Below are 23,823 nucleotides of genomic sequence, written 5' to 3' on the forward strand. Positions count from 1 at the left end.
TAGAATATTTCGGTTCGTATTTAAATATTCTTCTATTTATGTATAATAAAGTTAGAATTCTATATTTTGGGAGGAACAAGAGTGAGACAACAAGTGAAGAAACTTCTTTTAACAACGAGTATAGCGTTATTGGTAGCTCCAATTTCAGCTTATGCGCATCCAGGGCGTACAGATGCTAATGGCGGACATACGTGTCGTACAAATTGTGAGAAGTGGGGATTACAGTATGGGGAATATCATTATCACAATAAACCAGCTTCTAGTAGTGGCGTAACGAGCCCAGCTCCTAGTCAGAATAATAATAGTGCTGTAGAAACTGAGAGACAAGCAGAAGCACAGCGCAACGCTGAGGCTGAAAAACAACGTAATGCAGAAGCACAGCGTAAAGCTGAAGAAGAGAGACAACGTGTAGCCGAGGAACAAAGAAAAGCTGAAGAGGCACGTAAGCAAGAGGAAGCACAGCGCCAAGCTGATATGGAAAAAGGTCAACTTGAAGGTCAAAAGAATGGAGAAACTGATTTTAAAGCAGGAAAAAATGATGCAGAAGTGCATGTAGCTGGAAAATCTGATGCATATAAACAAGCGTTTAAAGCGACTTATGCAGCCGCATGGTCTTTAGAAGAGCAGAAGAAAACGCATTTTGAAAAAGGAAAAGAACAAGGTTTAGCACAAGAGACGATGGACGATAGTCAAGTTGCTCCAGAGTTTAAGGTAAACTTTGCAGACGGGTTCAAAGCAGGGAATAAAGAAAGAACAGAAAAAATTGAAAAAGAGCAAGCTGAATTAGGGGAAAAGACAGGGAAAGAACTAGCTGAAAAGAATCCTGAAAATAGAGAGAAAGAAGTATACGTGAAGGCATATGAAACAGCGTATGAAAAAGGCTATAAGTCTACAAAAAAGGCAGTAGAAAAGGCTGGCTATAAGTATGCATTTGAAAACTATGATTTAAAAGTTCCTGCTAAGTATGAACGAAATGAATTGTTAAAGAAGTGGTTTACTGAAGGATTTAAATCGAATAAAAAAGCAGCGGAAATTCGAGAAGAAGGGTATAAAAAAGGAGACAGCTGGTTCTCATTCTTCTATAAGAGTTTCGTACCAAGTGAATATAAAGAACATAAAGAGCTGTACGAACAAGCAATAGAAAAAGGTAAAACAGCATAAAAAAGATGAGGAGAAATTCCTCATCTTTTTTAATCCATCCATTTCACTAATTTCTTAGAAATTAATAATAAAACACAACCTAATACAATTGCCACAGCGCCAATAACTGTGAATACTTCAGCGTATCCAAGTGAAGTTGTGAAGCTTGCAAGTTGTCCGCCTAAAATGTTGGCGATACCTGAACTTGCTAGCCATACACCCATTAATAAAGATGCTAATTTTACCGGAGCAAGTGCACTAACCATTGATAGTCCGACAGGTGATAAGAATAGCTCACCTAACGTATGGAAAAGATACGTAAAGACGATAAACAGTAAGTTTGCTTTTTCTGTAATGTTATGTTCATCACTACCTGTTTTTAATGTAGCGATAACGAGAATGATATAACCGATACCGAGTAAGATCATACCAAGTCCCATTTTAGTTGGGATTTTTAAATCACCCTGCTTGCGAGTTGCAAGTTTTGCCCATAATGCAGAAATGACTGGAGCAAGTAAAATAATAAATAATGGATTGACCGATTGGAACCAAGATGTTGGAACTTCCCATCCGAACACAGAGCGGTCTACAAATTTGTTTGTATATAATGTTAATGAGCTACCAGCTTGTTCAAAGCCAGCCCAGAAGAAGACAACGAAGCATGTTAAAATGACAATAACTGCGGTACGTTGTTTTTCTTTTTTTGTTAACGGTGTATCTCCTACTGATGGTTGTCCAGTAGCTGTTTGTAAATCGCGAGTTGGTTTCTTACCGATATTACCAAGGAAGCGATTTGATAGTGTTGTAAATAAAATTTGTCCAATGATCATTCCGATTGAAGCGGCTAAGAAACCGTAACGGAATCCGTAATGTACAACGCCATCAACTGTTGTTTTGAATAAATTTTCTGATAAAAATCCGCAAACGAGTGGAGCTAAAAATGACCCGACGTTAATACCCATATAGAAAATGGTAAATGCACTATCACGTTTTGGATCGTTCTCTTCGTATAATTCTCCAACCAGTGTAGAGATGTTCGGTTTGAAGAATCCGTTACCTATAATAATAAGCGCTAATCCGAGGTATAGACCTAATTGGTTTTGCAAGGCAAATAGTGTAAGGTTACCGATTGCCATTGTTATACCACCAATTGTGATTGCTTTTCGTCTACCTAGAAAACGGTCTGTTAAGTATCCACCAATCATTGGTGTGAAATAACAGGCTCCAGTATAAAATCCGTAAATAGAGAGTGCCCATGCGGGACTAAACCCAAGACCACCGCTTACTAAAGCTGTCGTTAAATATAATGTTAATAATCCTCGTAATCCATAGTAACTAAATCTTTCCCACATTTCTGTAAAGAAGAGTAAGTATAAACCTGGAGGATGTTTCTTTTTTCTTTGTTGTTCTCTTTCTAGTTGTATCGCTGATTCCATGTTATTTTCCTCCTGACACAAACAAAAACAAAGTTAATAATTTTGTACATTTAATATTTTACTTTATTAACTATTATAAGTCAATAAAGGTTGATTTTTCAGAAGAAATTGGAAAAGAGGAATAGCTATAGAATGGGTGTTTCTTTTGTGATAGACTATGGACTATGTTTTCTTTGTAAGGAAGCGGGTTATTGTACTTTTTTATATGTGAAATTGATTTCATAAAAGATGAAATTAAAGAAGGAGAAAGAAATGAAATTGTTACAGAAAAAAGAAATTTTACTTATTAGCCTTATGTTATTCTCTATGTTCTTTGGAGCAGGGAATCTTATATTTCCACCTTTCCTTGGGTATGAAGCAGGAGAACATGTTTGGATTTCATTAGTAGGGTTTATTATATCAGCAACAGGTCTTCCTATATTAGGTGTTATCTCTATTGCAAAAGCAGGAAGCTTTCAAACGTTAGCGGGTAGGGTTCATTCTTCATTTGCAATTATTTTTCCATGTATCGTGTATGTATTTATTGGACCTGGGCTTGGTATACCACGTGCGGGAAGTTTAGCTTTTGAAATGGGGCCAGGTCAGTTATTCCCTGAAGCAGGAAACGGATTATTATTGTTTTACACAGTTATTTTCTTTAGTATTGTTTACTGGTTAAGTTTATCCCCATCTAAATTAATGGGGTTGTTTGGAAAAGTCTTGACGCCGTTATTATTATGTATGATTGCACTCATTTTTATAAAGAGTATGTTTACAACGGTAGGAGATATGAAAGAGCCAATAGGGAACTATGGACAAGCTCCTATGTTTCAAGGGTTTTTAGATGGATATTTAACAATGGATGCGTTAGCTGCTTTAATCTTTGGAATTGTTATTGCAAATGCATTACGTGCAAAAGGTATTGAAGATGATAAAGGTTTAGCGAAATATATGAGTATTGCTGGAATTGGGGCAGGACTATTATTATCTATTATTTATGTCATCCTTGGATATGTGGGGGCAATTAGTGGCTCATTAGGAACATTTGATAACGGTGCGAAAGTGTTAGCACAAGTTATGATTACATTATTTGGACAGGGCGGAGTCGTTTTATTAGGGCTTATTTTTACTATCGCATGTTTATGTGTTTCAATTGGACTTGTTACGTCTTGTAGTCAATTTTTTGCGAGTGCATTTCCGAAAGTATCTTATAAATTGTGGGCATTTATAGTAAGCGTTGTTAGTATGATCTTAGCTAATTTAGGGTTAACGCAAATTTTAAAAGTATCAGTACCAATTCTTGGATTTATTTATCCAATTGCGTTAACGCTTATTATTCTAGGGTTATTCCATCAGTATATTGGAAAGTATACATACGTATATGCAGTAACTGTTTTGGTTGTAGCGATATTTAGTGCAATTGACATTTTAAATAAAAATGTAATGATGAATCAGTGGACGTCAGCATTAAAATACATCCCGTTTTATACAGAAGGTGTTGGGTGGATTGTTCCAGCTATTGTAGGCATGTGTCTTGGTTTTATCGTTAGCATTTTTCTAAATAAGAATAAATGAGTAAAAAGGTGTTTTCCTATTTTGGGAAGACACCTTTCTTTTTTTGGAAAAATACTATTGAAAATGAATAGACTAAGAGTATGATAAAGATAATTGGTAATATATAGGTTCAATGAGAGTTACGAATAAGGGGGGAGCGTATGAAGAAGGATTTGGATAAGAAAATAGAAGCACTCGAAACGGCAATTGAAACAATTCAAGAAGCACTTGCTGAATTAAAAGTAAAGCAAAGGGAAATAGAAGTAGAAAACGCTCAGCAACATGTTAGTAAGAACAAGAAAGAATATATTGAAACGGTAATGGAGGAAAAGCCAAAAGAAGAAATAGTTAAGATAAAAGGGCCTTTGCAAGAACCTGAGGTAAAACAAGTAGATATATCGGCTTTTAAACCAGAGCCATTTAATATTATTAAGTTTTGTCAGACGTGGTTACCGCGTGTATTTGTCGGTATTATGTTGCTTGGAGTGATCTGGTTATTTAAAGCAGGGGTAGATGCTGGTTTATTAACACCAGCGATACGAATTGTGTTTGGTATCGCATTATCTATCGGGTTGTATTATATAGGAGATATTCAAATTAAAAGAGAGCGGCAAGCGTTAGGATTAGTATTAGCTGGAGGAAGTATTACCGGGATTGTTCTAACGACGTTTGCAGCACATTATTTATATGGATTTATTTCGGCCAGTGTCGCGTTTCTCTGTAATATTGCATGGGTTATTTTAGGTATTTATTTAGCGAAAAGATATCAATCGGAATATCTCACTATTTTCGTAGCGGTCGGTGCGTTCTTCGTACCATTCTTGTTAAATAGTACGACTCCTAATCCTTATATTTTCTTTGGATATGAGACAGTATTAACACTTAGTTTATTATGGTATGCGTTGAAAAATCGTTATAAATACTTATATATGATTTCTTACGCTGTTGCTGCCATTGTCCTTTTCGTTTTCTTTGCTGTTATGTCAATGTTAGTAGAGAACTTGCAAATACAGTTAACGATTGTATATGGTTTGATTCATTTACTATTATTTTGGCATATGTTTACGGAGAGAAGTTTTATACCAGAACCACGTTTGGCGATATTTAGTGCGAATGCAGTTTTCTTTATACTAGCTATTGCCAAAATACCTGATTTTACAACATGGGGATTGATTATTAGTGCAATTGTGCACGCTGCTATGTTCGTATTTGAATATAGGAAAAATAGACATTCTACATTTACAAATCTCTTATTTGGTTTCGCAATGGGAGCATTTAGTTTAGCGATTTTATATGAGTATAGTTTAGTGAATGCAGCGATTGTACTATTGTTACAAGGTTTCCTCGGCATGGTCACTTCTATTAAAGTAAAACAACAGATAAAATTGTATGTTAGTGCGACGGTTTACGCAATTGGAATGATACAGACTATTTTTAGCCCGTTTGATCAATTTATTTCGGCAGGCTTTGTTGCTCATCTTATTTTAATAGGAACGTTCTATTATTGCATGAGAGAAGCGAAAGAAGTATTAGCGAGCTTCGGCAAATATATGTATTCTATAGTGCTCTATTGGTTTATGATAATTGTATTTATTACAATTACGAGAATCGGTGAAGTTTTATCTACAGATGGAAGCGTAATTAGTGTATCAGTATCGTTATTATGGATGGTATATGCATTATTTGCGGTTTGGTTTGGAAGAAATAGAAATATGAATGAAATATTATATGCTGGTTTAGTCGTTTTAGTCGTAATGGTAGGGAAGTTATTCTTACTTGACTTACCGGAGGTATCGATGATGATTAGGGCAGTGTTATTCCTAATCGTCGGTAGTATAGGTATCGTTATTTCAAGAATGTTTTTCTCGAAGGAAGAGAAGTGAGAAGAAGGCAATCCATGTATGGATTGCCTTTTTTATTATTTCTTATTAATTGTTACAGTTTCATTATATTTCGTTGTTGTATTTTGGCGTAGACGAAGCGTTGCTTGTCCAATTGTATTTGAATCAATCTGTACATTTACAACTTTCTCAGCAGAGCCTAAGCTGTTTGTTGTGAAAGAAAATGCACTACTATATCCAAAAGTAGATGGCCAAGTGCCGTTTGCATTTTGTACTTTAGCCACTTGTGTTCCACCAGTAGTGAAGATACCTAAAGAATAGTTGTTATAAGTTGTATTAGGTAGTAAGTTGTTTACTTGAATCTTCATTTGGAAAATTTCATTGTTTGGTAGAATGCTAGGGTGTGTAAAGACGTAGTCGCTTGTTGTTACCGCACCGTTATAACCGTATGAACCTGGTTTAAAAGTATTTGTATTAAACCATTGATAACCTGCATTTGGTGCGCTCCAAGGTTCAGGTTGTGGTTCTGTTGATAAGCTTGGCTGTTCAAATGTTTGTAGAGCTGTAGGTGAATCAAGTTGTAAACCATTTACTTGATCTAAACTTGTAAATGTCTCTTTATTTGATAACCAATTTACGATGTTTTCTAATAAGATAGCATCGTTTTCTTCTTTATAACCATCGTAAGTTTTCTTTGTTTGGCCAGAATCTTCACGAACGTACTTTGGCGTAGCATCTTCAACAGGAGAAGAGTCACCAATAAAGGCAGCTTTTCCAAGTCCTACTTTTGCAATTGCAGCATATGGGCCTTCTGCAATACCACCGCCATTATAAACGCCGCTATCAACAGCGTTATTCCATTTTGATGGATTTTCTGGAAGGTAAACAAGTCCTTTTGCTAGTTTTGGATTTGTAATTGCCAGAGTAGAACCAGCATGCATTGCTACAGACGAAACACCTTTTGTAATTCCGAAAGATTGTTCAGGCGATACAATTGTTTTCGCTGAAACATCACCAAGTGCATTGTAGCGGAAGCGAATACCGAAGTTGTCAGAGAGCCAATCAGAGCTTTCTACTCCTTGCATAGCTTGTGAATTTGTTTCTTCATTAGACATTCCTTTTGCTGGATTATCCCAAGCACCGCGTCTATATCCATTAAATACTTCAGAAGAGTCCCAGCGATTTTTATTACGATCTGCATTGTAATGATCAGCAATAAAGAAGATACTACCACCATTTTTTACATATTGTAACATAGCGTCCTGCTCAGATTTTTTGTAAGGAATATTAGCTTCTGGAACGATAAATACATTGTAATCTTTTAAATCTTCGTACGTAATAGGTGTTGATTTACGAAGTTCCTTTACGTGATATCCGTTTTTTGCAATGCCGTTTCCGAAGTCAGAAAAGCCGCCGTCAATAACCCAGTCAGCTGTCCCAGCAGTTTGACCGTGTGTATTATCAAATAATACTTTCTTCCCATTGTTTTGATTTACAACTTTTGCAGCAATTTCAGGAGCTGGGTCTACAGAGCTTTCGGCATAAGTAGACGGTATGAACGAGGTCCCTATACTTAGTGTAATTGCTGTTGCTAAAGAAAATGTAATCCATTTTTTATTCTTCATAGAAGAATCCCCCTAATAATAAATATATGTGCTTTAATAATGTAATTTATTTTTCTGTAAAAATAAAGACGGAAAACATAAAAAATATTAAAAAATTGTAAAAATACCGTGAATTTTGTTGAGAAATATTTATATAGATATAAAAACATCCCTTCCAAGTAATAAGGAAGGGATGTTTTGCTTAACTAATTTTTGAGTTAGGTGTTTCATCAATCTTATGAAACCCTTTCATGTAATATACGATTGCTAAGCCGATAAGCCAAATTGGGCCGACAATCAATGCAATTCGTGTATCTTCTGAATACGCCATTATACCTAATACTAATACAAGGAAAACGAGTGAGAAATATGAGCTTAATGGGTATAAAGGCATTTTATACGATAACTTTTGTTTATTTTGAGTAGGCAAGCTTTTACGGAATTTAATTTGAGCGACTAATATAATTCCCCAAGTCCAAATTGCACCGAAAGTTGAAATGCTAGTAAGCCATGTAAATACCTTTGCAGGTACGAGATAGTTTAATATAACACCAATTAGTAAAACGATAGCAGTTGCTACAATTCCTTGGCTTGGAATGCCACTTTTATTTAAACGACCAAATCTTTCAGGAGCTTTTTTCTGCTGAGCTAATGTATATAGCATACGGCCTGTACTAAATAAACCACCGTTACAAGAAGAAAGAGCTGCTGTTAATACGACAAAATTAATAATACCTGCTGCTTTTGCGATACCAATTTGCTGGAATGTTAATACGAATGGACTGCCTTTCTCACCAAGTTCATTCCATGGATAAATTGCCATCATAACGAATAATGCCCCAACGTAAAAGAGTAGAATTCTCCAAAATACGTTATCGATTGCCTTTGCGAGTGTTTTCTTCGGATTTTGAGCCTCACCAGCTGTAACACCGATTAATTCAACGCCTAAATAAGCGAATAGTACCATCTGCATGGAGAGTAGTAATCCAGAAAATCCATTTGGGAACCAGCCACCATGTGACCAAAGGTTTGAAATACCAGTAGCGATACCACCGTTTCCGAATCCGAATAAAATAATACCAGCTCCGACTACTATCATACAGATAATTGTGACAATTTTAATGAGAGCAAACCAAAACTCAAGTTCTCCAAATACTTTTACCGATAAGAAGTTAAAAGCGCTCATTAATAATAGAGCAAGTAACGCCCAAGTCCAGCGCGGAATATCTGGGAACCAGTACTGCATGTAAATACCAGCTGCTGTAATTTCAGCCATACAAGTAACAACCCATAAGAACCAGTAATTCCAACCAGTAATATAGCCAGCGAGTGGTCCAATATAATCATATGCATATTTACTAAAAGAACCGGCAACAGGTTGTTCAATTGCCATTTCCCCAAGAGCTCGCATAATGAAAAAAATAACGAGTCCGGCAATCATATAGCCTAGTAAAATAGAAGGACCTGCTAGTTTAATGGCGGAAGCGGATCCTAAAAATAGCCCAACGCCAATAGCCGAGCCCAGTGACATTAAAGTAATATGTCGTTCTTTTAAACCACGATTTAAAGTTCCAGATTTGTTTGTGTGCTGCATAAGAAGAATCCCCCTTGTAGAGTGAACGATATTTGAATGCGTTTACTAAATATTTAACTATTTCAAATTATAAAACATTTCTATCTGTTATGCTACAAAAATAATCATAATGAACTGTACTACATCTGTACTTGTCAGACTTAAACTTAAAATTCGAACTATTAGGGAATATATTGACTCTTCTTTTTATTGATTGTTAAGATTAAGTATTATATTTTCTCACATACTAGTAAGAAAAAGAATGTGTGATAATAATTCAGGTGTAGGAAGGGTACATAAGCATGTTTCAATTACAAAAATATAACACTTCTGTGAAGCAAGAGTTTTTAGCTGGCATCACAACTTTTTTTACATTTGCGTATATTCTTGTCATCAATCCAAAAATATTATCTGATGCAGGTGTACCGTTTGACCAAGCGTTTACAGCAACAATTATTGCCACTGTTGTTGGAACAGTAGGTATGGCGATTTTCGCGAATTACCCGATTGTTATTGCTCCAGCTATGGGAATGAATGCATATTTTGCTTATTCTGTTGTACAGAAGGCAGAAGGGATTACATATGTAGTTGCCTTTTCAGCTGTATTTGTAACGGGAATTATTTTTCTTTTATTATCTTTTACTTCGTTTAGGCAAAAGTTAATTTTAGCAATTCCTGATAGTTTAAAGCATGCAATTGCAGGTGGAATTGGACTATTTATTGCTTTTATTGGATTGCGCCTTTCTGGAATTATCGTGGATCATCCGTCTAATTTAGTTACGATTGGTGATTTTCATTCTCCAGCTGTTATTTTAACTTTAATTGGTTTAATATTAGCGGCGGTATTAATGACATTGCGTGTGAGCGGTGCATTATTTATTAGTATGATTGTGACAGGAATTATTGCCTTCTTTACAGGGCAATTGAAGTTTGCTGATAAAATTGTGGCGATGCCTCATTTACCAGAGGGTATCATCGTTTCAAACCCAATCAATGCCTTTTCAGATGTAATTGAATACGGATTATACGGCGTTGTATTTTCATTTTTACTTGTACTTTTATTCGATACAACAGGTGCATTACTTGGTTTAATTAAACAAGCAGGTTTAATTACAGACAATACAGAGAAGCGTTTTGGTAAAGCGTTTATTGCAGATGCAATTGGCGGGACTACAGGTTCTATCTTTGGAACAAGCCCAACAGCAGCGACGATTGAATCGTCAGCAGGTATTGCTGCAGGTGGTAAAACTGGGTTAACAGGGATTGTAGTTGTTGGTCTAACAATTATAACGGCATTTTTTAGTCCTGTTATTGATTCTTTATCAAGTGTAGCCGCTATTACAGCTCCTTCATTAATTATAGTAGGTAGTTTAATGGCACAAAGCATTCGAGATATTAATTGGAATGAATTTGAAGATGCGTTACCAGCATTTTTAATTTTTATAGGTATTCCGTTAACATCTAGTATTGCAAATGGAATCGCAATTGGATTTTTAGTATATCCAGTCTTGAAAATTGTGAAGGGTAAAGGGATGGAAGTACATCCATTACTATACTTATTTACAATTTTATTTGGATGTCATTTATTCTTATAATATAGGAGAGGGGGCTTCTTATGAGGGGCTCCTTTTTTGTGTATAATAAAGTGAAACTTAAATTAGTAATGTAAAATATAAATTACTTATTGGAATATATATTATAATAAGGGTGGAGGAGAAAGAAACAGTAAACAAAAACATAGACAAAAGTAGGCATATATAGTGAAAAGTAATTATGAAACAATATAAACCGAAAGAATTTTCAGAAATGCTTAATGTCTCTGTTAAGACATTGCAAAGGTGGGACAATCAAGGTGTTTTACCTGCTTACCGAAACCCAAAAGGAAGAAGATATTATACAGAAGAACAGTATAAGAAATATATGGGTATTCAAGAAGAACTTGTTCAGGATTTAATATCTATCATTCATGTATTTAGCTGTAGAATATATGGGTTGAGAAAATACGAAAAGAAAATGTCGGAGGATGAAGACTTATGAAAAGAGCATATTTAATAGAAATCAAACCGACAACTGAACAAATTAGTAAAATCCGTCAAACTATTGGGGTGTGTCGATATGTATATAACCTGTATATCTCTAAAAATAAAGAGGTATATGAGTCGGAGGGGAAATTTCTTAGTGGTTATGACTTTTCCAAATGGTTAAACAACATTCATACAAAAGAGTGTGACCAGTGGATTAAAGAAGTGTCGAGCAAAGCGGTAAAACAAGCGATTATGAATGGAGATAAAGCTTTTAAGCGGTTTTTTAAAGGTTTATCTAAGTTTCCACGATATAAAAAAAAGAAGAAGCAAGATGTGAAGTGCTACTTTCCGAAAAACAACAAAACAGATTGGACAGTAGAAAGACATAGAGTAAAAGTCCCTACAATTGGTTGGATAAGGTTAAAAGAGTATGGATATATTTCAAAAAATACAACTGTAAAAAGTGGTACAGTATATCAAAGAGCAGGAAGATACTATGTGTCTATACTCTGTGAAGTGAAAGAGGTAAAACCAAATGCAACTCTCAATACAGTAGGTCTAGGAATTGATTTGGGAATTAAAGACTTCGCTGTACGTAGCGATGGAAAAACTCACAAAAATATAAATAAAACAGTACAAGTAAAAAAGATAGAAAAACGGTTAAAACGTGAACAACGCTCTTTATCACGCAAATTTGAAAATATAAGAAAGAGAGGTGAACAACCTGTTACTAATAAAAGAGCGAATATAAACAAAAATATTCTTAGGGTGCAACAACTACATGCTAGGCTAGCAAATATTCGATTAGCGTATGTAAAGTCTATTGTAAATGATGTGGTGAAAACCAAGCCAACGTTTATTGTAGTAGAAGATTTGAATGTGAAAGGTATGATGAAGAACAAACATCTATCTAAAGCTGTAGCGCAACAATGTTTTTATGCTTTTAAAACATGGTTATTAACGAAATGTAGGGAATATGGAATTGAACTACGGCAAGTGGACAGATTCTATCCATCTTCTAAAATGTGTTCATGTTGCGGTCAAAAAAAGTCGGATTTAAAGCTGTCTGACCGAGTATATACATGTGAATGTGGCAATGTAATAGATAGAGATTTAAATGCGTCAATCAACCTTTTACAAGCAAAAAAATATACAATACTAACGTAAATAGATTGTATATATGTACGGTGGGCTACATCGGAATTTACGCCTGTGAAGTGTCACAGCAAACTGTAGTAGCAAGTGATTAGCGAGGCAGGGCACGTAGAAGCAGGAATACTCTAAGAATATACATTTGTCTATATTTTTAGTAGCAGGAACATGAATGGCTGTAAGTAAAATAAAAGTCGCGCGTGTTCAGTTAGATTTAACACAGCAACAATTAGCAGAAAAAGTAGGCGTTACAAGGCAAACGATTAGTTTAATTGAGAAGGGGAAATACAATCCATCTTTAGATTTATGTTTAAAAATTTGTTATGCAGTAGATAAAACGTTGAATGATTTGTTTTGGGAGGAAAAGGAGTGGTAGGATGAAAATCGTGAAAGATGAACGTTTAATGATTGAAGGGTTAAAACATATTAGATTAGCTTTCATCTTACAAAATATCGTCATACTAGCTATCGTCTTTTACCGCTATGTCTTGCAAGGGGCAGGATATGAAAGTGTTTCGGATTTATTAATGGTATTTATCGGGATAATAATTATTAACTTTTTAAATCTGAAAAATTCAGTGGAAGTGTATGAGCATACGGGCGGAGTGTCGCGTCGTTATTTTATGAAGCTATTATTCATTCCGGTGGGTATTATTATTGGGATTTTAGCTATTTGTATCGTTGTAACACCAGATATTTCGATAAAGGAAATTAGTATGACAGGACTTATTATGTTTGCTTGTTTTTTAGTTCCTAGTTTGTTTATATACATATATATGAAAAAAATAAAAAGAGAAGATTGAAATATAAGAAAGGCTTTCCTGTATTGAGGAAAGCTTTTCTTATATCTTTTTATACAAAACTTTATGAAGGCCAATTGGTTCAATTTCAAAAATTTCACCATGTTCCTGAAAGCCTAAGCGCTTGTAATAGTCAGCTACAGTAATTCGGCCATTACACCATAACATATTTGCTTGACGCTCTTGTAAGATTTGTTCTGCATTCTGAATTAAGGAGCTTCCAGCGTGGTTGTTTCGAAACTCAGGTAATGTGGCCATTCCTCGTAGACGATAATGAATACCGGCTGGTAGGTCAGGATATATTTCTTTTGAGAAGGAAGCGATACTAATTAGTTCATCGTTTATAAATGCGCCTAAGTGGAAGGTGTCTGTTTCATAATCGGAAGGATATTTACAATCTGCTAATGTTTGATTGGGGCGTAAAATTTTTTGACGTAATACGTAAGTTTCAGATCCCTCAATATTTTTCACGATAATCATATTAACATCCTTTCTTATAAGGCTTTTTCTGTTAATTGTATAAAGAAATAAGCAGGTGCGGCGAGAAGTCCGAGTATGCTAGCAGTTCCGAGAAGGAGTGAAAGTAGGAGGCAAGAATATTTTATTCCATTCGATTTTTTCCATCCGTAACTACAAATCTCAATACTAACACCGATGAGAATAATGGCAATGAGTATTTCTGCTAATAATAAAAGAGCTAAAGTTACAATAGACATAATGTGATCCATCCTCATAATATGTGATAGTAACATTTTACCATATGAAGTTAAAAAAATGCCCCTCAATTATGTGAGGGGCATTTTTTTACTCTAATATGTTTTTTAGTGTATCGATATGTTCTTTTGAACCTGTTACAAGTAATGTGTCACCGTGTTGTAGTCTTGTATCACCATGTGGTATTAATGCTTTGTTACCGCGGTAGATTTGAATGACAAGTACATCACCTAAAAACGGGAGGCGGCGAAGCGCAACGCCGTTATATTTATTGCTGCGCAGTTCAACTTCACGTACTGTTTCGTTTGCTGTTGTAATTAAGCGAACGAGACTAGGTTTATCAATAAGTGCACGTAATAAAATACGTGTAGAGTTAATTGTTGAGAATACAGCGATATGTTCTTGCGTTGCTTTTTCTTGTAGAAGTGGATCTTCTACACTTGCAATAACATGTTCAACACCTAGCTCTTTTGCATGTTCTGCCAATAATAAGTTTTGTTCATCATCGCTTGTTGCAACAACGACGCGATCTGCATCAAATGCTGTTTGTTCAGTTAATGATGCGATTGTAATATCATCTAATTTCACGATAGGAAAGTCGTGTGATTTCGCTTCTTCATCATTTATTTTGTTTTGCCGCATCATATATAGCGTTACGTCATAATCTTCTCGTTTTAAATCTAGTGATAACGGAAGGGTAATTCTGCTCGCGCCAATAATAGCTACTTTTGGTTTTGGTGTTTCTACTTTTGGGAACATTTTTTTAAACAATATAGGTGCAAAAATACAAGTAATAACTGCGCTTAAAATAAGAGAGGCAGATAAACTTGGACTGATAATCCCCAGTTTTTCACCAATTTGTGCAGCCGCAATAACTAAAGAAAGTGTCGATGTTAATAAAATTGCACTTCCAAGTACGATATTACGTGGATACCATTTTCTTAAGACGAGTGATGGTAAGAGTTTCGAAATAAAGAGTCCTACAATTAAGATTGGGATCATTAGCATGCTAGAAGGTTCTTTGAAAATAGACCACACCTCTAGATTTACACCAACCATTACGAAGAAAATAGGGATGAAGAAACCATAGCCGATAGAATCAAGTTTTTCCACCATATCTTCATTTGGTGATAATAACGATACAAGTACACCTGCTAAGAAGGCTCCTAAAATATTTTCTGCTCCAACAGATTCCGATAACCCAACTAAGATTAAAATGAGTGCAAAAACAGCTCGTGTATCAATTTGTACACTACCAGCTTTTAAACTATCTAAGTATGGAATGTTTTTAAAGCGTTTTGCAATAAAGTAAATGATAATACCGGCACCGAATAGAATAAGTAAGAGCCACATACTTTGGCCGCTTTCGGAATTTAATCCGACGAAAACAGCGAGTAAAATCATTGTAACTAAATCTGCAATAACAGCAACTAATAAAATGATTTGTCCGATTGCAGTTTTTCCTAGGTTGTTCTCTTTTAATGTTGGTACAACAACACCTAAAGAAATAGTTGAAATAATTAAAGTCATGAACATTGCATTATCTACGAATCCTAGCCATACGAATAGTAATGATAGGGCATAAGATAAGATGAAAATAAATAAGAAGATAATGCTTGCTGCTTGAAATGTATTTGGTTCGTTTGTCGTATTCTTTTTCCCTTTTTGTTTAAAGATAGAAAAATCAATTTCTAAACCGCTTAAGAACATGAGGAAGATAAATCCTAATGTTGATAAAACTTGAAGCCATATATCTGGCTCAATAATATTAAACCCACTTTTACCTACAAAGATTCCTGCAATAATTTCTGCAACGACCACAGGAAGTGCTTTTAATTTAAAGCGTTGTAACAAAAGGGGAACGAAAAACGCGATTGCAACGACAACCATAAGTGATAGAACAGAAGTATGATGTTCCATTGCGTTCTCTCCCTTCAAATAAATATAGTACCTATTTAGCCATATAATAGGTAGAAAAGCAACGCATATGGATTCGATTTCATAAAGAAAGAGTTTTCTTAACATTTGTCATAATAAGTATATTTTTCATGATTATGTTGTTAATTCCGTAATGTGGATGTAATAGGGGAGAGGATAAAAAAAGGACTGCTGAGCAATCTCAGCAGTCCTTTTCATGTACATTACATTGAGAAGAAGATCCATACAGTTAAACCAACAGTTGCGGTTGCAACGAAGAAACTGTAGATCATAGTAAGAATTTGAACTCTTCCTTCTCCTTCTTTTAAATGCATGAACATAATTAATTGTAACAACGCTTGCGCAACAGCCATTATGATAATGGTAGTTAAGATCGTTGATAGTGGCAGGTTTGTGTAAAGTGCCACGTATAGAGCTAGAAACGTTAGTGCAAGCGATAAAATAAATCCGAAAACGTGTGACCAAGGGAATCCGCTATGCGCATGCCCGTTTGCTTGATTGTTATTTTGACTCATTTACGCCACCATCCCGTTCAAGTAAACTAGTGTGTAAATAAAGACCCAAACTAGATCAAGGAAATGCCAGTATAAGCTGATAATAAATACTTTACGAGCTGTAACTGGTGTTAAACCTCGTTTTAAAATTTGGATAATAACACAAATTGCCCAAATGATACCGCCTGTTACGTGGGCTCCGTGCGTTCCAAGAAGAACGAAGAATCCAGATAGGAAAGCACTTGTTTGAATTGTTGCGCCTTCACCAATATACATAATGAACTCTTCAATCTCGAAGAATAGGAAGCCTGCACCTAAAAGTAATGTAAGGACGAACCATCCAAGCATCGCTTTTTGGTTGTGCTTACGCATTTCGTGAATCACGATACCACATGTGAAACTACTTGTTAAAAGTAGTAATGTTTGAATTAAAAGCGTTTTAAGTTCAAACAGTTGTGCTGGTGTTGGACCATCTGCCGTACGACCAGCAAGTACTAGATAAGAGGCGAAAAGTGTTGCGAACAGCATAATTTCAGCCCCAAGAAAAATCCAGAATCCTAGGATATTCAATCTGCTTTGTTCGGATTGATATTCCAAAGGTAAGCTTTTATCTAAAGCCGCCATATCATTTCACCTCTCATGCTACATGTTCTGATTTTTTAATTTCATCAACACTAATATAGTAACCTTCATCGTAATCGAATGAACGATAGATTAAGCAAGCTAAAATACCAATGCCGCCGATTGCTGCAAGCCAGAACCAGCTAAATACTAATGCGAAACCTGCAAGACCGAAGAATCCAGACGCAATAATAGGCACACCAGAGTTACTTGGCATGTGAATTGGTTTGATGTCTTCTTCTGCTGGTGTAACTGTTTCCCCGCGCTTCTTCATGTACCAGAAAGCATCAGCTTCTTTAATTTCAGGAAGTTTCGCGAAGTTGTAATGTTGTACAGGAGATTGAGTAGCCCATTCAAGTGTACGGCCATCCCATGGATCTCCAGTTGTGTCACGTTCACCGTGACGAGCACTCCAAATTACGTTGTAACAAAGAAGTAGGAAACCAATACCCATCATTACCGCACCAACAGATGCGATTTGGTTTAGCCATCCCCATCCAAGACTTTCAGAGTAAGTGTACATACGACGAGTCATACCATCTAAACCTAAGAAGTACATTGGGAAGAAACAGATGTTGAATCCGCTCATAAAGATCCAGAATGTCCATTTACCTAGGCGTTCATTTAACATATGACCAGTCATTTTTGGATACCAGAATGTAAATCCAGCAAGCATAGCGAATACTGTACCTGCGATTAATACGTAGTGGAAGTGAGCAATTAAGAAGTAGCTGTTATGGTACTGATAATCAGCTGCTGCCATACCAAGCATAACCCCTGTAACCCCACCGACTACGAAGTTTGGAATAAATGCCAATGACCAAAGCATTGGAACTGTAAAACGAATACGTCCTTTATACAGCGTAAACAACCAGTTAAAGATCTTAACACCGGTTGGAATCGAAATCGCCATTGTCGAAATCGAGAAGAATGAGTTAACCGCTGGACCTGCACCCATCGTGAAGAAGTGGTGAAGCCATACGACGAAACTTAGTAAAGAAATTGCAACCATTGAGTATACCATCGCACTGTAACCGAATAGACGCTTACGTGAGAATGTACTAATGATTTCAGAGAAAATACCGAATGCCGGTAAAATAACGATATATACTTCAGGGTGACCCCATACCCAGAATAGGTTGGCCCATAACATTGGCATACCGCCGCTCGCCATCGTAAAGAAGTGAGCATCGAATAGACGGTCAAATGTCATTAATGCAAGAGCAACTGTTAATACTGGGAAAGCGAAAATAATGATAATTGTTGTAATTAAGATTGACCAAGTAAACATTGGCATTCTCATTAAAGTCATACCAGGTGTACGCATTTTTAAGATAGTAACAAGGAAGTTAATACCTGTCATTAACGTACCGAGACCTGAAATCTGTAATGCAATTGCGTAGTAGTTATTTCCTACACCAGAAGTAAACTCTGTACCTGCCATTGGGAAGTAAGAAGTCCACCCAGCGTCTGGAGAACCACCGATTACGAAAGCGATGTTGAATAACATTGCTCCGACAAAGAATAACCAGAAACTTAAAGCATTTAAGAACGGATATGCAACGTCACGAGCACCAATTTGTAATGGTACTACAAGGTTCATTAATCCCATAACGAATGGCATTGCCATGAAAAGAATCATTACTGTACCGTGTGTTGTAAAGATCCCGTTATAGTGTTCAGCGTTTAAATAAGTTGTTTCTGGGAATGTTAACTGTGCACGGATCATTAAACCATCCATACCACCACGGAATAACATGATAACCGCAGAAATAATATACATAGCTCCGATTTTTTTATGGTCAACAGTTGTCAACCATTCGTCCCAAAGCCATTTCCATTTTTTATACTTTGTTAGTACGAAAATGATTGCTAATGTCACAAGAACGATAGAAGCGTCTGCACCGTAAATAATCGGGTCACCTGTGACAAAGAATTCATCAAGCTTCACTGTGTTCACTCCAATCTGTTGGAATAATAGCTATTATTTTTTGTTTTTGTAGTAGTTGTAATCACAATATTCAAGTGATTTTGGATCTACATAACTTAAGTGGTGACTAGAGAATGTCATACGACCAACTACACCAGGTTTAACAATTTCGTTGTACTTATCTTCTGTTAGTTTAGGAGCAGTTTGTTGTACTTCTTTAACCCACTTGTCATATTTCTCTTTAGTTTTTGCTTCAACTTCGAACTCCATGTGTGTGAATCCTTCACCAGAGAAGTTCGCGCTACGACCTAGGTAAGAACCTGGCTTATCAGCTTGTAAATAAAGATCCATAATCATGCCATCCATTGTGTACTTCATACCACCAAGTTCTGGTACCCAGAAAGCATTCATTGGGCCGACAGAAGTCAGTTTGAATTGAATTGGTACACCAGCTGGGATGTTTAAATAGTTAACGGTTTCAATTTTTTCCTCTGGGTAACTGAATAACCATTTCCAGTTTGCAGATGTAACATAAATTTCAACTGGTTTAATATGTTTGGACTCTTTCGGCACCTCTTCAGAAGCATAAGTTGCTTTTACTGTTGGAATCGATAATGCGATAACGATAATAACAGGAACAAGCGTCCAAATAATTTCTAGTAATGTGTTACCGTGTTGTTCAGGTGGCTCATAGTCCATATTCTCTGGTTTTTCACGATAACGAATCAAGATGACTGTAAACAGAATGAATACAATTGCGATAATTAATGACATAAGCAAGAATGACCAAACAATTAAATCATACTGTGCTTTTGCAACAGGTCCTTGCGGATTTAATACTGCGAGTTTTTTATCACAGCCACCGAGGAACAGAAGTAATGATAACGGAAGAAGCGAAGCCAACTTCCAAAACGCTTTCTTTAGTTGCACGATTGAAAATCTCCTTTCTCCTTGGATTGAAACTATGCCAATAAAACAATATAAACCTATTAATTTATAGAAGGCAATAGTTTTTGATATATTGTTAAAAAATAGACACAAATGCACACTTTTTAAGGTGAATATCATTTGTAACTTGATTACATTGTAAACTATTTTCCAGAGAAAAACGTGATTGTGAAAATTTTAAGATAAATAAAGTTATACCAGGATATCCAAGAAATAGAAAAAAGCTATCTTATCATAAGAAAGATAGCTGAATGTTTTGTATGTTTAGTTTATTTATCGTGTGACAGTTCGCGGCTGTTCAAGTGTGACAATTTTTTTATATTTAACTTGGTATAAAATGTAACAAATAATCATAAATGGAATGCCACAATAAAGAGCAATTCTTTGATCTGGAATGAAAGCCAAACTAACAAATGTAATGAAATTGAGCGAGAATGCTACGATTGGAACTAGTGGATAGAGCGGTGTACGATATTTTAAATCATTTATGTCGCCACCATTTTTCACGAAATTTCTACGGAAGAAAAACTGTGAAGCGGCGATTGACATCCAAACGACAACGGCAGCCATTGCTGCAATAGATGTTAAAACTAGAAAGACAGTATCTGCTGCAAATACACTTGTTAATAAGGAAAGGCTAGCAAAAATCAGACTGAAAATTAATGCATTTAGCGGTACACCTTTTTTAGTTAATTTCGTAAATGCTGGGCTTGCCATTCCTTGTTTTGCCATCGCCCACAGCATACGAGAATTTGCGTATAGACCAGAGTTAGCAACGGATAATACAGCTGTAATAATAACAAAGTTCATAATGTCCGCTGCATATGGGACACCGGCTACATCAAAAACAAGTACAAACGGACTTTCGACTAGATTAGCCTCTTGCCATGGGAGTAAACCTACAACAACTGATATCGCTAAGACGAAGAAGAAGAGAGTTCGCCAAATTGTATTTTTGATCGCTTTTGGAATTGTTTTTTCAGGATTTTCACTTTCTCCTGAAGCGATTCCGATTAATTCTGTTCCTTGGAAGGAGTAATTTACTGTAATCATCGTAAGAAGAACAGCTAATGCACCATTTGGAAATAGCCCGCCATTTTCAGTGAAATTATGAAGCATCGGAGCTGGCTTTCCATTAAAGTCTAGTAAACCGAACATAACAGCCCCACCAAGTACAATGAAAATAACGATTGTTGCGACTTTTACACTTGCGAACCAAAACTCTGCTTCTGCATATGCTTTTGCTGATAAAGCGTTTACGAGGAAGAGCGCTGCTGCAAATGTAACGCACCAAATCCATGAAGAAACGTCTGGAAACCAGCGTTTCATTAAAATACTTACAGTTGTTAACTCTACACCAACTGTAACAGCCCAATTTAACCAATACATCCAACCGACAACAAATCCAAAACCAGGTGAAATGAATTTGCTTGCATAGCTTTGGAATGAACCTGCTTCTGGCATAGCAACAGATAATTCACCAAGACATAACATCGTTAAATACATAACAAATCCACCGACTAAAAATGCAAGTATAGCGCCACCAGGTCCGGCATTATGGACGATTTGACCAGATCCCATAAATAGCCCGGTTCCGATAACACCACCGAGTGCAATCATAAATAGGTGTCTACTTTTCATTGTTCGTTTTAAATTTGTTTGTTCAATTTGTTGATTCATATGCCCCTCACCCCGTATTTTCTTGAATGTGTGAACTTCATTTTATTCTGAGTTTTTAATCATTAGTGGGGGATGCAACACACACTCGGTTTATTTGCTATGAAATGAATGGAGTATGTAAAAAACGAACTATGACTAAATACTCTAAGAATGTTTGTTAACATGGTGATATCTTCACTATGTTAACAATTTTTATTTTAGCAAAATATTCTGGAAATGTATATTTATTTTTCTTTTTATTAAAAATAATTAGAATTTTTACAATTAATTTTATGAGCGATAATTCACATGATCTTTCTAGCAAACTAGTAAGAAGAAAGGTACAATGATAAGAGTTGTGTCTGTAAAATAATAATTAATGGAGTTTTGTTTATAATGAAAAAGTTAAAATATCTTTTTGTTTTTGGTATTATACTTGTTGCTGCATTTTTTATAGGGAAAGATAAAATCATGCAAAAGGCGCAAGTTTTACGCTTAGAGTTTCTATCTGAAATGAAAGAAGCAGCTATGATTGAAGATGTTCCGTTTATTAAACAATTACCAGAATTACCTCGAGGATGTGAAGTGACAAGTTTAGCTATGTTGCTGCAATATAAAGGTGTACAAGTAGATAAGATGCAACTTGCTAGCGAAATTTATCGTGTTCCATTTGAACAAAATGGTTTGCGTGGAAATCCTTACGAGGGATTTGTAGGAAATATTTATACAAAGGCAAAGCCTGGATATGGTGTATACAATAAACCAATCTTTGATTTAGCAGAAAAATATGTTCCTGAAAAAGTAATTAATTTAACAGGTAGAGACATGCAAGATATATATAAAGTAATTAGTTCTGGCTCCCCGGTATGGGTCATTATTAATACGACGTTTAAGCCGCTAGCTGAAAGTAGTTTTGAAACATGGAATACGAGTTCAGGCGAAGTGAAAATTACATATTATGAGCATAGTGCAGTAGTAATTGGATATGATCAAAACTTTGTATATGTAAATGATCCTCTGAAAAATAATCCACGTTTGGCTGTTCCACGAGCAGAATTTGAGAAAGCTTGGGAGCAAATGGGAAAACAAGCGATTACTATTTTATAATAAAGAAAAAGTCATCTTTTGGATAGCTTTTTCTTTTTGTTTTATTGTAATTGAAAATTCAGAAAATTCTTTTAAAAGTTAACAATTCACGTTATAATAACATTTAACTTGGTGAAGAAGGAGTGAAGGGGTATGGATGTTGCAAAGGAACTTGTTTTGTCAAAAAATCAGTTAGTTGAGTGGAGAAGGCATTTTCATAAGTATCCAGAGTTATCTTTTCAAGAAGAAAAAACATCGCAGTTTGTGTTCGATATACTTCGGAAATGCCCATATTTAGAAGTGTCACGGCCGACTAAATATAGTGTGATGGCAAAGTTAGTAGGTAAACAGCCGGGCAAAACAGTTGCGGTTCGAGCCGATATGGATGCTCTTCCTATTCATGAAGAAAATGAGTTTGACTTTATTTCTAAATATCCGGGTGTAATGCATGCATGTGGCCATGATGGACATATAGCGATATTACTTGGGGTTGTACATAAGTTAGTAGAAGCAAGAGAGAAGATTAAAGGGGAGATTCGTTTTCTATTCCAACATGCTGAAGAAAATTTTCCTGGTGGTGCAGAGGAGATGATTGCGGCAGGTGTAATGGAAGGTGTGGATTATATCATTGGTGCTCACCTTTGGGCGTTGTTAGAGGTTGGGAAAATAGGCGTTATTTATGGTCCTGCAATGGCTGCACCGGATGTTTTTAAAATTAGGATAGAGGGAAAAGGTGGACATGCTGGAATCCCTCATGAAACGGTAGATAGTATCGCAATCGGTACACAAGTCGTTTCGCAACTTCAGCAAATTGTATCTCGCCTCACGAATCCATTAGATTCTCTCGTAATATCCGTTACGCAATTTCATGCGGGGACAACTCATAATGTAATACCAGAGCAAGCGGAGATTGAAGGGACAGTGAGGAGTTTAAGACATGAGTTACGAGGTGAAACAGAGAAGAAGATTGAGCGGATTGTGAAGCATATTACGGAATCTTACGGAGCGAAATATACGTTTTCTTATGAATATGGATATCGACCAGTTGTAAATAATTATGAAGTTACAGAGCTTATTGAACAAACGGCATTACAACTTTATGGAAGAGATAGAGTTGTTCGTTTGCAGCCGACGATGGCTGGAGAAGATTTTTCAGCGTTTTTACAAAAGGCACCAGGGGCATTCTTTTTTATCGGAGCGGGAAATAAAGAGAAAGGTATTATATATCCTCATCATCACCCTCGTTTTACGATTGACGAAGATGCATTACCGATTGGAGTGGAAGTCTTTGTATCAGCCATTATGAACTTTATAAGTAAAGGAGAATGAG

Annotated in this window: 21 protein-coding genes; 10 read left to right on the forward strand and 11 right to left on the reverse strand. The window is 35.9% G+C overall.

What is annotated here, in order from left to right:
* Positions 1-81 precede the first annotated feature (81 nt).
* Positions 82-1,161: a YHYH domain-containing protein gene (locus F3I02_RS18005; protein ID WP_142237988.1), complete on the forward strand. Its 1,080-nt coding sequence runs from the start codon at positions 82-84 to the stop codon at positions 1,159-1,161.
* Positions 1,162-1,190: 29 nt separating this feature from the next.
* Here F3I02_RS18005 and F3I02_RS18010 read toward each other — a convergent pair whose 3' ends face one another.
* Positions 1,191-2,576, reverse strand: a complete 1,386-nt coding sequence (locus tag F3I02_RS18010; RefSeq protein ID WP_000443145.1) for a peptide MFS transporter — start codon at positions 2,574-2,576, stop codon at positions 1,191-1,193.
* A gap of 252 nt (positions 2,577-2,828) precedes the next feature.
* Here F3I02_RS18010 and brnQ1 point away from each other — a divergent pair, with 252 nt between their 5' ends.
* Both brnQ1 and F3I02_RS18020 read left to right on the forward strand, forming a co-directional pair.
* Positions 2,829-4,130 carry a branched-chain amino acid transport system II carrier protein BrnQ1 gene (gene brnQ1 / locus F3I02_RS18015; RefSeq protein WP_063535662.1) on the forward strand — a complete coding sequence of 434 codons (1,302 nt, stop codon included), beginning with the start codon at positions 2,829-2,831 and terminating at the stop codon, positions 4,128-4,130.
* A 140-nt stretch (positions 4,131-4,270) separates the two neighbouring features.
* Positions 4,271-5,992 (forward strand): DUF2339 domain-containing protein, encoded by a 1,722-nt coding sequence (locus F3I02_RS18020; RefSeq protein ID WP_196478275.1) that lies wholly within the window; start codon positions 4,271-4,273, stop codon positions 5,990-5,992.
* A 35-nt stretch (positions 5,993-6,027) separates the two neighbouring features.
* On the opposite strand, the gene F3I02_RS18025 is transcribed toward F3I02_RS18020, so the two are convergent.
* Both F3I02_RS18025 and F3I02_RS18030 read right to left on the reverse strand, forming a co-directional pair.
* The gene (locus F3I02_RS18025; RefSeq protein WP_196478276.1) at positions 6,028-7,575 is read right to left on the reverse strand and encodes a DNA-binding protein; all 1,548 of its coding nucleotides are present in this window, start codon (positions 7,573-7,575) and stop codon (positions 6,028-6,030) included.
* A 181-nt stretch (positions 7,576-7,756) separates the two neighbouring features.
* Positions 7,757-9,148, reverse strand: a complete 1,392-nt coding sequence (locus F3I02_RS18030; protein ID WP_074593798.1) for an amino acid permease — start codon at positions 9,146-9,148, stop codon at positions 7,757-7,759.
* 281 nt (positions 9,149-9,429) lie between these two features.
* Between F3I02_RS18030 and F3I02_RS18035 the strand changes: the two genes are divergently transcribed.
* The 5 genes from F3I02_RS18035 (at position 9,430) to F3I02_RS18055 (ending at position 13,106) form a co-directional block, all read left to right on the forward strand.
* Entirely contained in the window at positions 9,430-10,722 is a 1,293-nt protein-coding gene (locus F3I02_RS18035; RefSeq protein WP_025710076.1) for an NCS2 family permease, read from the forward strand.
* Positions 10,723-10,900: 178 nt separating this feature from the next.
* The gene (locus F3I02_RS18040) at positions 10,901-11,164 is read left to right on the forward strand and encodes a MerR family transcriptional regulator (protein ID WP_025710075.1); all 264 of its coding nucleotides are present in this window, start codon (positions 10,901-10,903) and stop codon (positions 11,162-11,164) included.
* Positions 11,161-12,318 carry an RNA-guided endonuclease InsQ/TnpB family protein gene (locus F3I02_RS18045; RefSeq protein WP_063535666.1) on the forward strand — a complete coding sequence of 386 codons (1,158 nt, stop codon included), beginning with the start codon at positions 11,161-11,163 and terminating at the stop codon, positions 12,316-12,318. The genes F3I02_RS18040 and F3I02_RS18045 overlap by 4 nt, the downstream gene beginning before the upstream one ends.
* A gap of 157 nt (positions 12,319-12,475) precedes the next feature.
* On the forward strand, positions 12,476-12,679 hold the full coding sequence (locus F3I02_RS18050; RefSeq protein WP_000301183.1) for a helix-turn-helix transcriptional regulator: 204 nt from the start codon (positions 12,476-12,478) through the stop codon (positions 12,677-12,679).
* A gap of 1 nt (position 12,680) precedes the next feature.
* Positions 12,681-13,106 (forward strand): hypothetical protein, encoded by a 426-nt coding sequence (locus F3I02_RS18055; protein WP_074593799.1) that lies wholly within the window; start codon positions 12,681-12,683, stop codon positions 13,104-13,106.
* A 39-nt stretch (positions 13,107-13,145) separates the two neighbouring features.
* On the opposite strand, the gene F3I02_RS18060 is transcribed toward F3I02_RS18055, so the two are convergent.
* From F3I02_RS18060 to F3I02_RS18095, 8 genes are all read right to left on the reverse strand, one after another.
* Positions 13,146-13,583 (reverse strand): GNAT family N-acetyltransferase, encoded by a 438-nt coding sequence (locus tag F3I02_RS18060; protein WP_000587679.1) that lies wholly within the window; start codon positions 13,581-13,583, stop codon positions 13,146-13,148.
* A gap of 14 nt (positions 13,584-13,597) precedes the next feature.
* The gene (locus tag F3I02_RS18065; protein ID WP_003300023.1) at positions 13,598-13,855 is read right to left on the reverse strand and encodes a DUF4022 family protein; all 258 of its coding nucleotides are present in this window, start codon (positions 13,853-13,855) and stop codon (positions 13,598-13,600) included.
* A 52-nt stretch (positions 13,856-13,907) separates the two neighbouring features.
* The gene (locus F3I02_RS18070) at positions 13,908-15,737 is read right to left on the reverse strand and encodes a monovalent cation:proton antiporter family protein (protein WP_000399958.1); all 1,830 of its coding nucleotides are present in this window, start codon (positions 15,735-15,737) and stop codon (positions 13,908-13,910) included.
* 221 nt (positions 15,738-15,958) lie between these two features.
* Positions 15,959-16,270, reverse strand: a complete 312-nt coding sequence (gene qoxD, locus F3I02_RS18075) for a cytochrome aa3 quinol oxidase subunit IV (RefSeq protein ID WP_000081349.1) — start codon at positions 16,268-16,270, stop codon at positions 15,959-15,961.
* On the reverse strand, positions 16,271-16,873 hold the full coding sequence (gene qoxC / locus F3I02_RS18080) for a cytochrome aa3 quinol oxidase subunit III (RefSeq protein ID WP_000729317.1): 603 nt from the start codon (positions 16,871-16,873) through the stop codon (positions 16,271-16,273). It lies immediately after the preceding gene.
* 13 nt (positions 16,874-16,886) lie between these two features.
* Positions 16,887-18,821, reverse strand: a complete 1,935-nt coding sequence (gene qoxB, locus F3I02_RS18085) for a cytochrome aa3 quinol oxidase subunit I (protein ID WP_000762377.1) — start codon at positions 18,819-18,821, stop codon at positions 16,887-16,889.
* Between the two features lie 33 nt (positions 18,822-18,854).
* On the reverse strand, positions 18,855-19,730 hold the full coding sequence (locus F3I02_RS18090) for a cytochrome aa3 quinol oxidase subunit II (protein ID WP_001176167.1): 876 nt from the start codon (positions 19,728-19,730) through the stop codon (positions 18,855-18,857).
* 291 nt (positions 19,731-20,021) lie between these two features.
* Positions 20,022-21,428 carry an amino acid permease gene (locus tag F3I02_RS18095; protein ID WP_001075768.1) on the reverse strand — a complete coding sequence of 469 codons (1,407 nt, stop codon included), beginning with the start codon at positions 21,426-21,428 and terminating at the stop codon, positions 20,022-20,024.
* A gap of 375 nt (positions 21,429-21,803) precedes the next feature.
* On the opposite strand from F3I02_RS18095, the gene F3I02_RS18100 reads away from it, so the two are divergent.
* Together F3I02_RS18100 and F3I02_RS18105 are read left to right on the forward strand one after the other, a co-directional pair.
* Positions 21,804-22,514 (forward strand): C39 family peptidase, encoded by a 711-nt coding sequence (locus F3I02_RS18100; RefSeq protein ID WP_000734496.1) that lies wholly within the window; start codon positions 21,804-21,806, stop codon positions 22,512-22,514.
* 132 nt (positions 22,515-22,646) lie between these two features.
* Positions 22,647-23,822: an amidohydrolase gene (locus F3I02_RS18105; RefSeq protein WP_163050584.1), complete on the forward strand. Its 1,176-nt coding sequence runs from the start codon at positions 22,647-22,649 to the stop codon at positions 23,820-23,822.
* The last annotated feature ends 1 nt before the right edge of the window (position 23,823 follow it).

The sequence above is a fragment of the Bacillus sp. SRB3LM genome (assembly GCF_015712745.1).
Classification (GTDB): domain Bacteria; phylum Bacillota; class Bacilli; order Bacillales; family Bacillaceae_G; genus Bacillus_A; species Bacillus_A thuringiensis_K.

What these genes read in the sequence shown, in the direction of transcription:
- F3I02_RS18010 (WP_000443145.1), bottom strand. Translation starts at nt 2,576, where the DNA reads ATGGAATCAGCGATACAACTAGAAAGAGAACAACAAAGAAAAAAGAAA.
- brnQ1 (WP_063535662.1), top strand. Translation starts at nt 2,829, where the DNA reads ATGAAATTGTTACAGAAAAAAGAAATTTTACTTATTAGCCTTATGTTA.
- F3I02_RS18020 (WP_196478275.1), top strand. Translation starts at nt 4,271, where the DNA reads ATGAAGAAGGATTTGGATAAGAAAATAGAAGCACTCGAAACGGCAATT.
- F3I02_RS18025 (WP_196478276.1), bottom strand. Translation starts at nt 7,575, where the DNA reads ATGAAGAATAAAAAATGGATTACATTTTCTTTAGCAACAGCAATTACA.
- F3I02_RS18030 (WP_074593798.1), bottom strand. Translation starts at nt 9,148, where the DNA reads ATGCAGCACACAAACAAATCTGGAACTTTAAATCGTGGTTTAAAAGAA.
- F3I02_RS18035 (WP_025710076.1), top strand. Translation starts at nt 9,430, where the DNA reads ATGTTTCAATTACAAAAATATAACACTTCTGTGAAGCAAGAGTTTTTA.
- F3I02_RS18040 (WP_025710075.1), top strand. Translation starts at nt 10,901, where the DNA reads ATGAAACAATATAAACCGAAAGAATTTTCAGAAATGCTTAATGTCTCT.
- F3I02_RS18045 (WP_063535666.1), top strand. Translation starts at nt 11,161, where the DNA reads ATGAAAAGAGCATATTTAATAGAAATCAAACCGACAACTGAACAAATT.
- F3I02_RS18050 (WP_000301183.1), top strand. Translation starts at nt 12,476, where the DNA reads ATGGCTGTAAGTAAAATAAAAGTCGCGCGTGTTCAGTTAGATTTAACA.
- F3I02_RS18055 (WP_074593799.1), top strand. Translation starts at nt 12,681, where the DNA reads ATGAAAATCGTGAAAGATGAACGTTTAATGATTGAAGGGTTAAAACAT.
- F3I02_RS18060 (WP_000587679.1), bottom strand. Translation starts at nt 13,583, where the DNA reads ATGATTATCGTGAAAAATATTGAGGGATCTGAAACTTACGTATTACGT.
- F3I02_RS18065 (WP_003300023.1), bottom strand. Translation starts at nt 13,855, where the DNA reads ATGTTACTATCACATATTATGAGGATGGATCACATTATGTCTATTGTA.
- F3I02_RS18070 (WP_000399958.1), bottom strand. Translation starts at nt 15,737, where the DNA reads ATGGAACATCATACTTCTGTTCTATCACTTATGGTTGTCGTTGCAATC.
- qoxD (WP_000081349.1), bottom strand. Translation starts at nt 16,270, where the DNA reads ATGAGTCAAAATAACAATCAAGCAAACGGGCATGCGCATAGCGGATTC.
- qoxC (WP_000729317.1), bottom strand. Translation starts at nt 16,873, where the DNA reads ATGGCGGCTTTAGATAAAAGCTTACCTTTGGAATATCAATCCGAACAA.
- F3I02_RS18095 (WP_001075768.1), bottom strand. Translation starts at nt 21,428, where the DNA reads ATGAATCAACAAATTGAACAAACAAATTTAAAACGAACAATGAAAAGT.
- F3I02_RS18100 (WP_000734496.1), top strand. Translation starts at nt 21,804, where the DNA reads ATGAAAAAGTTAAAATATCTTTTTGTTTTTGGTATTATACTTGTTGCT.
- F3I02_RS18105 (WP_163050584.1), top strand. Translation starts at nt 22,647, where the DNA reads ATGGATGTTGCAAAGGAACTTGTTTTGTCAAAAAATCAGTTAGTTGAG.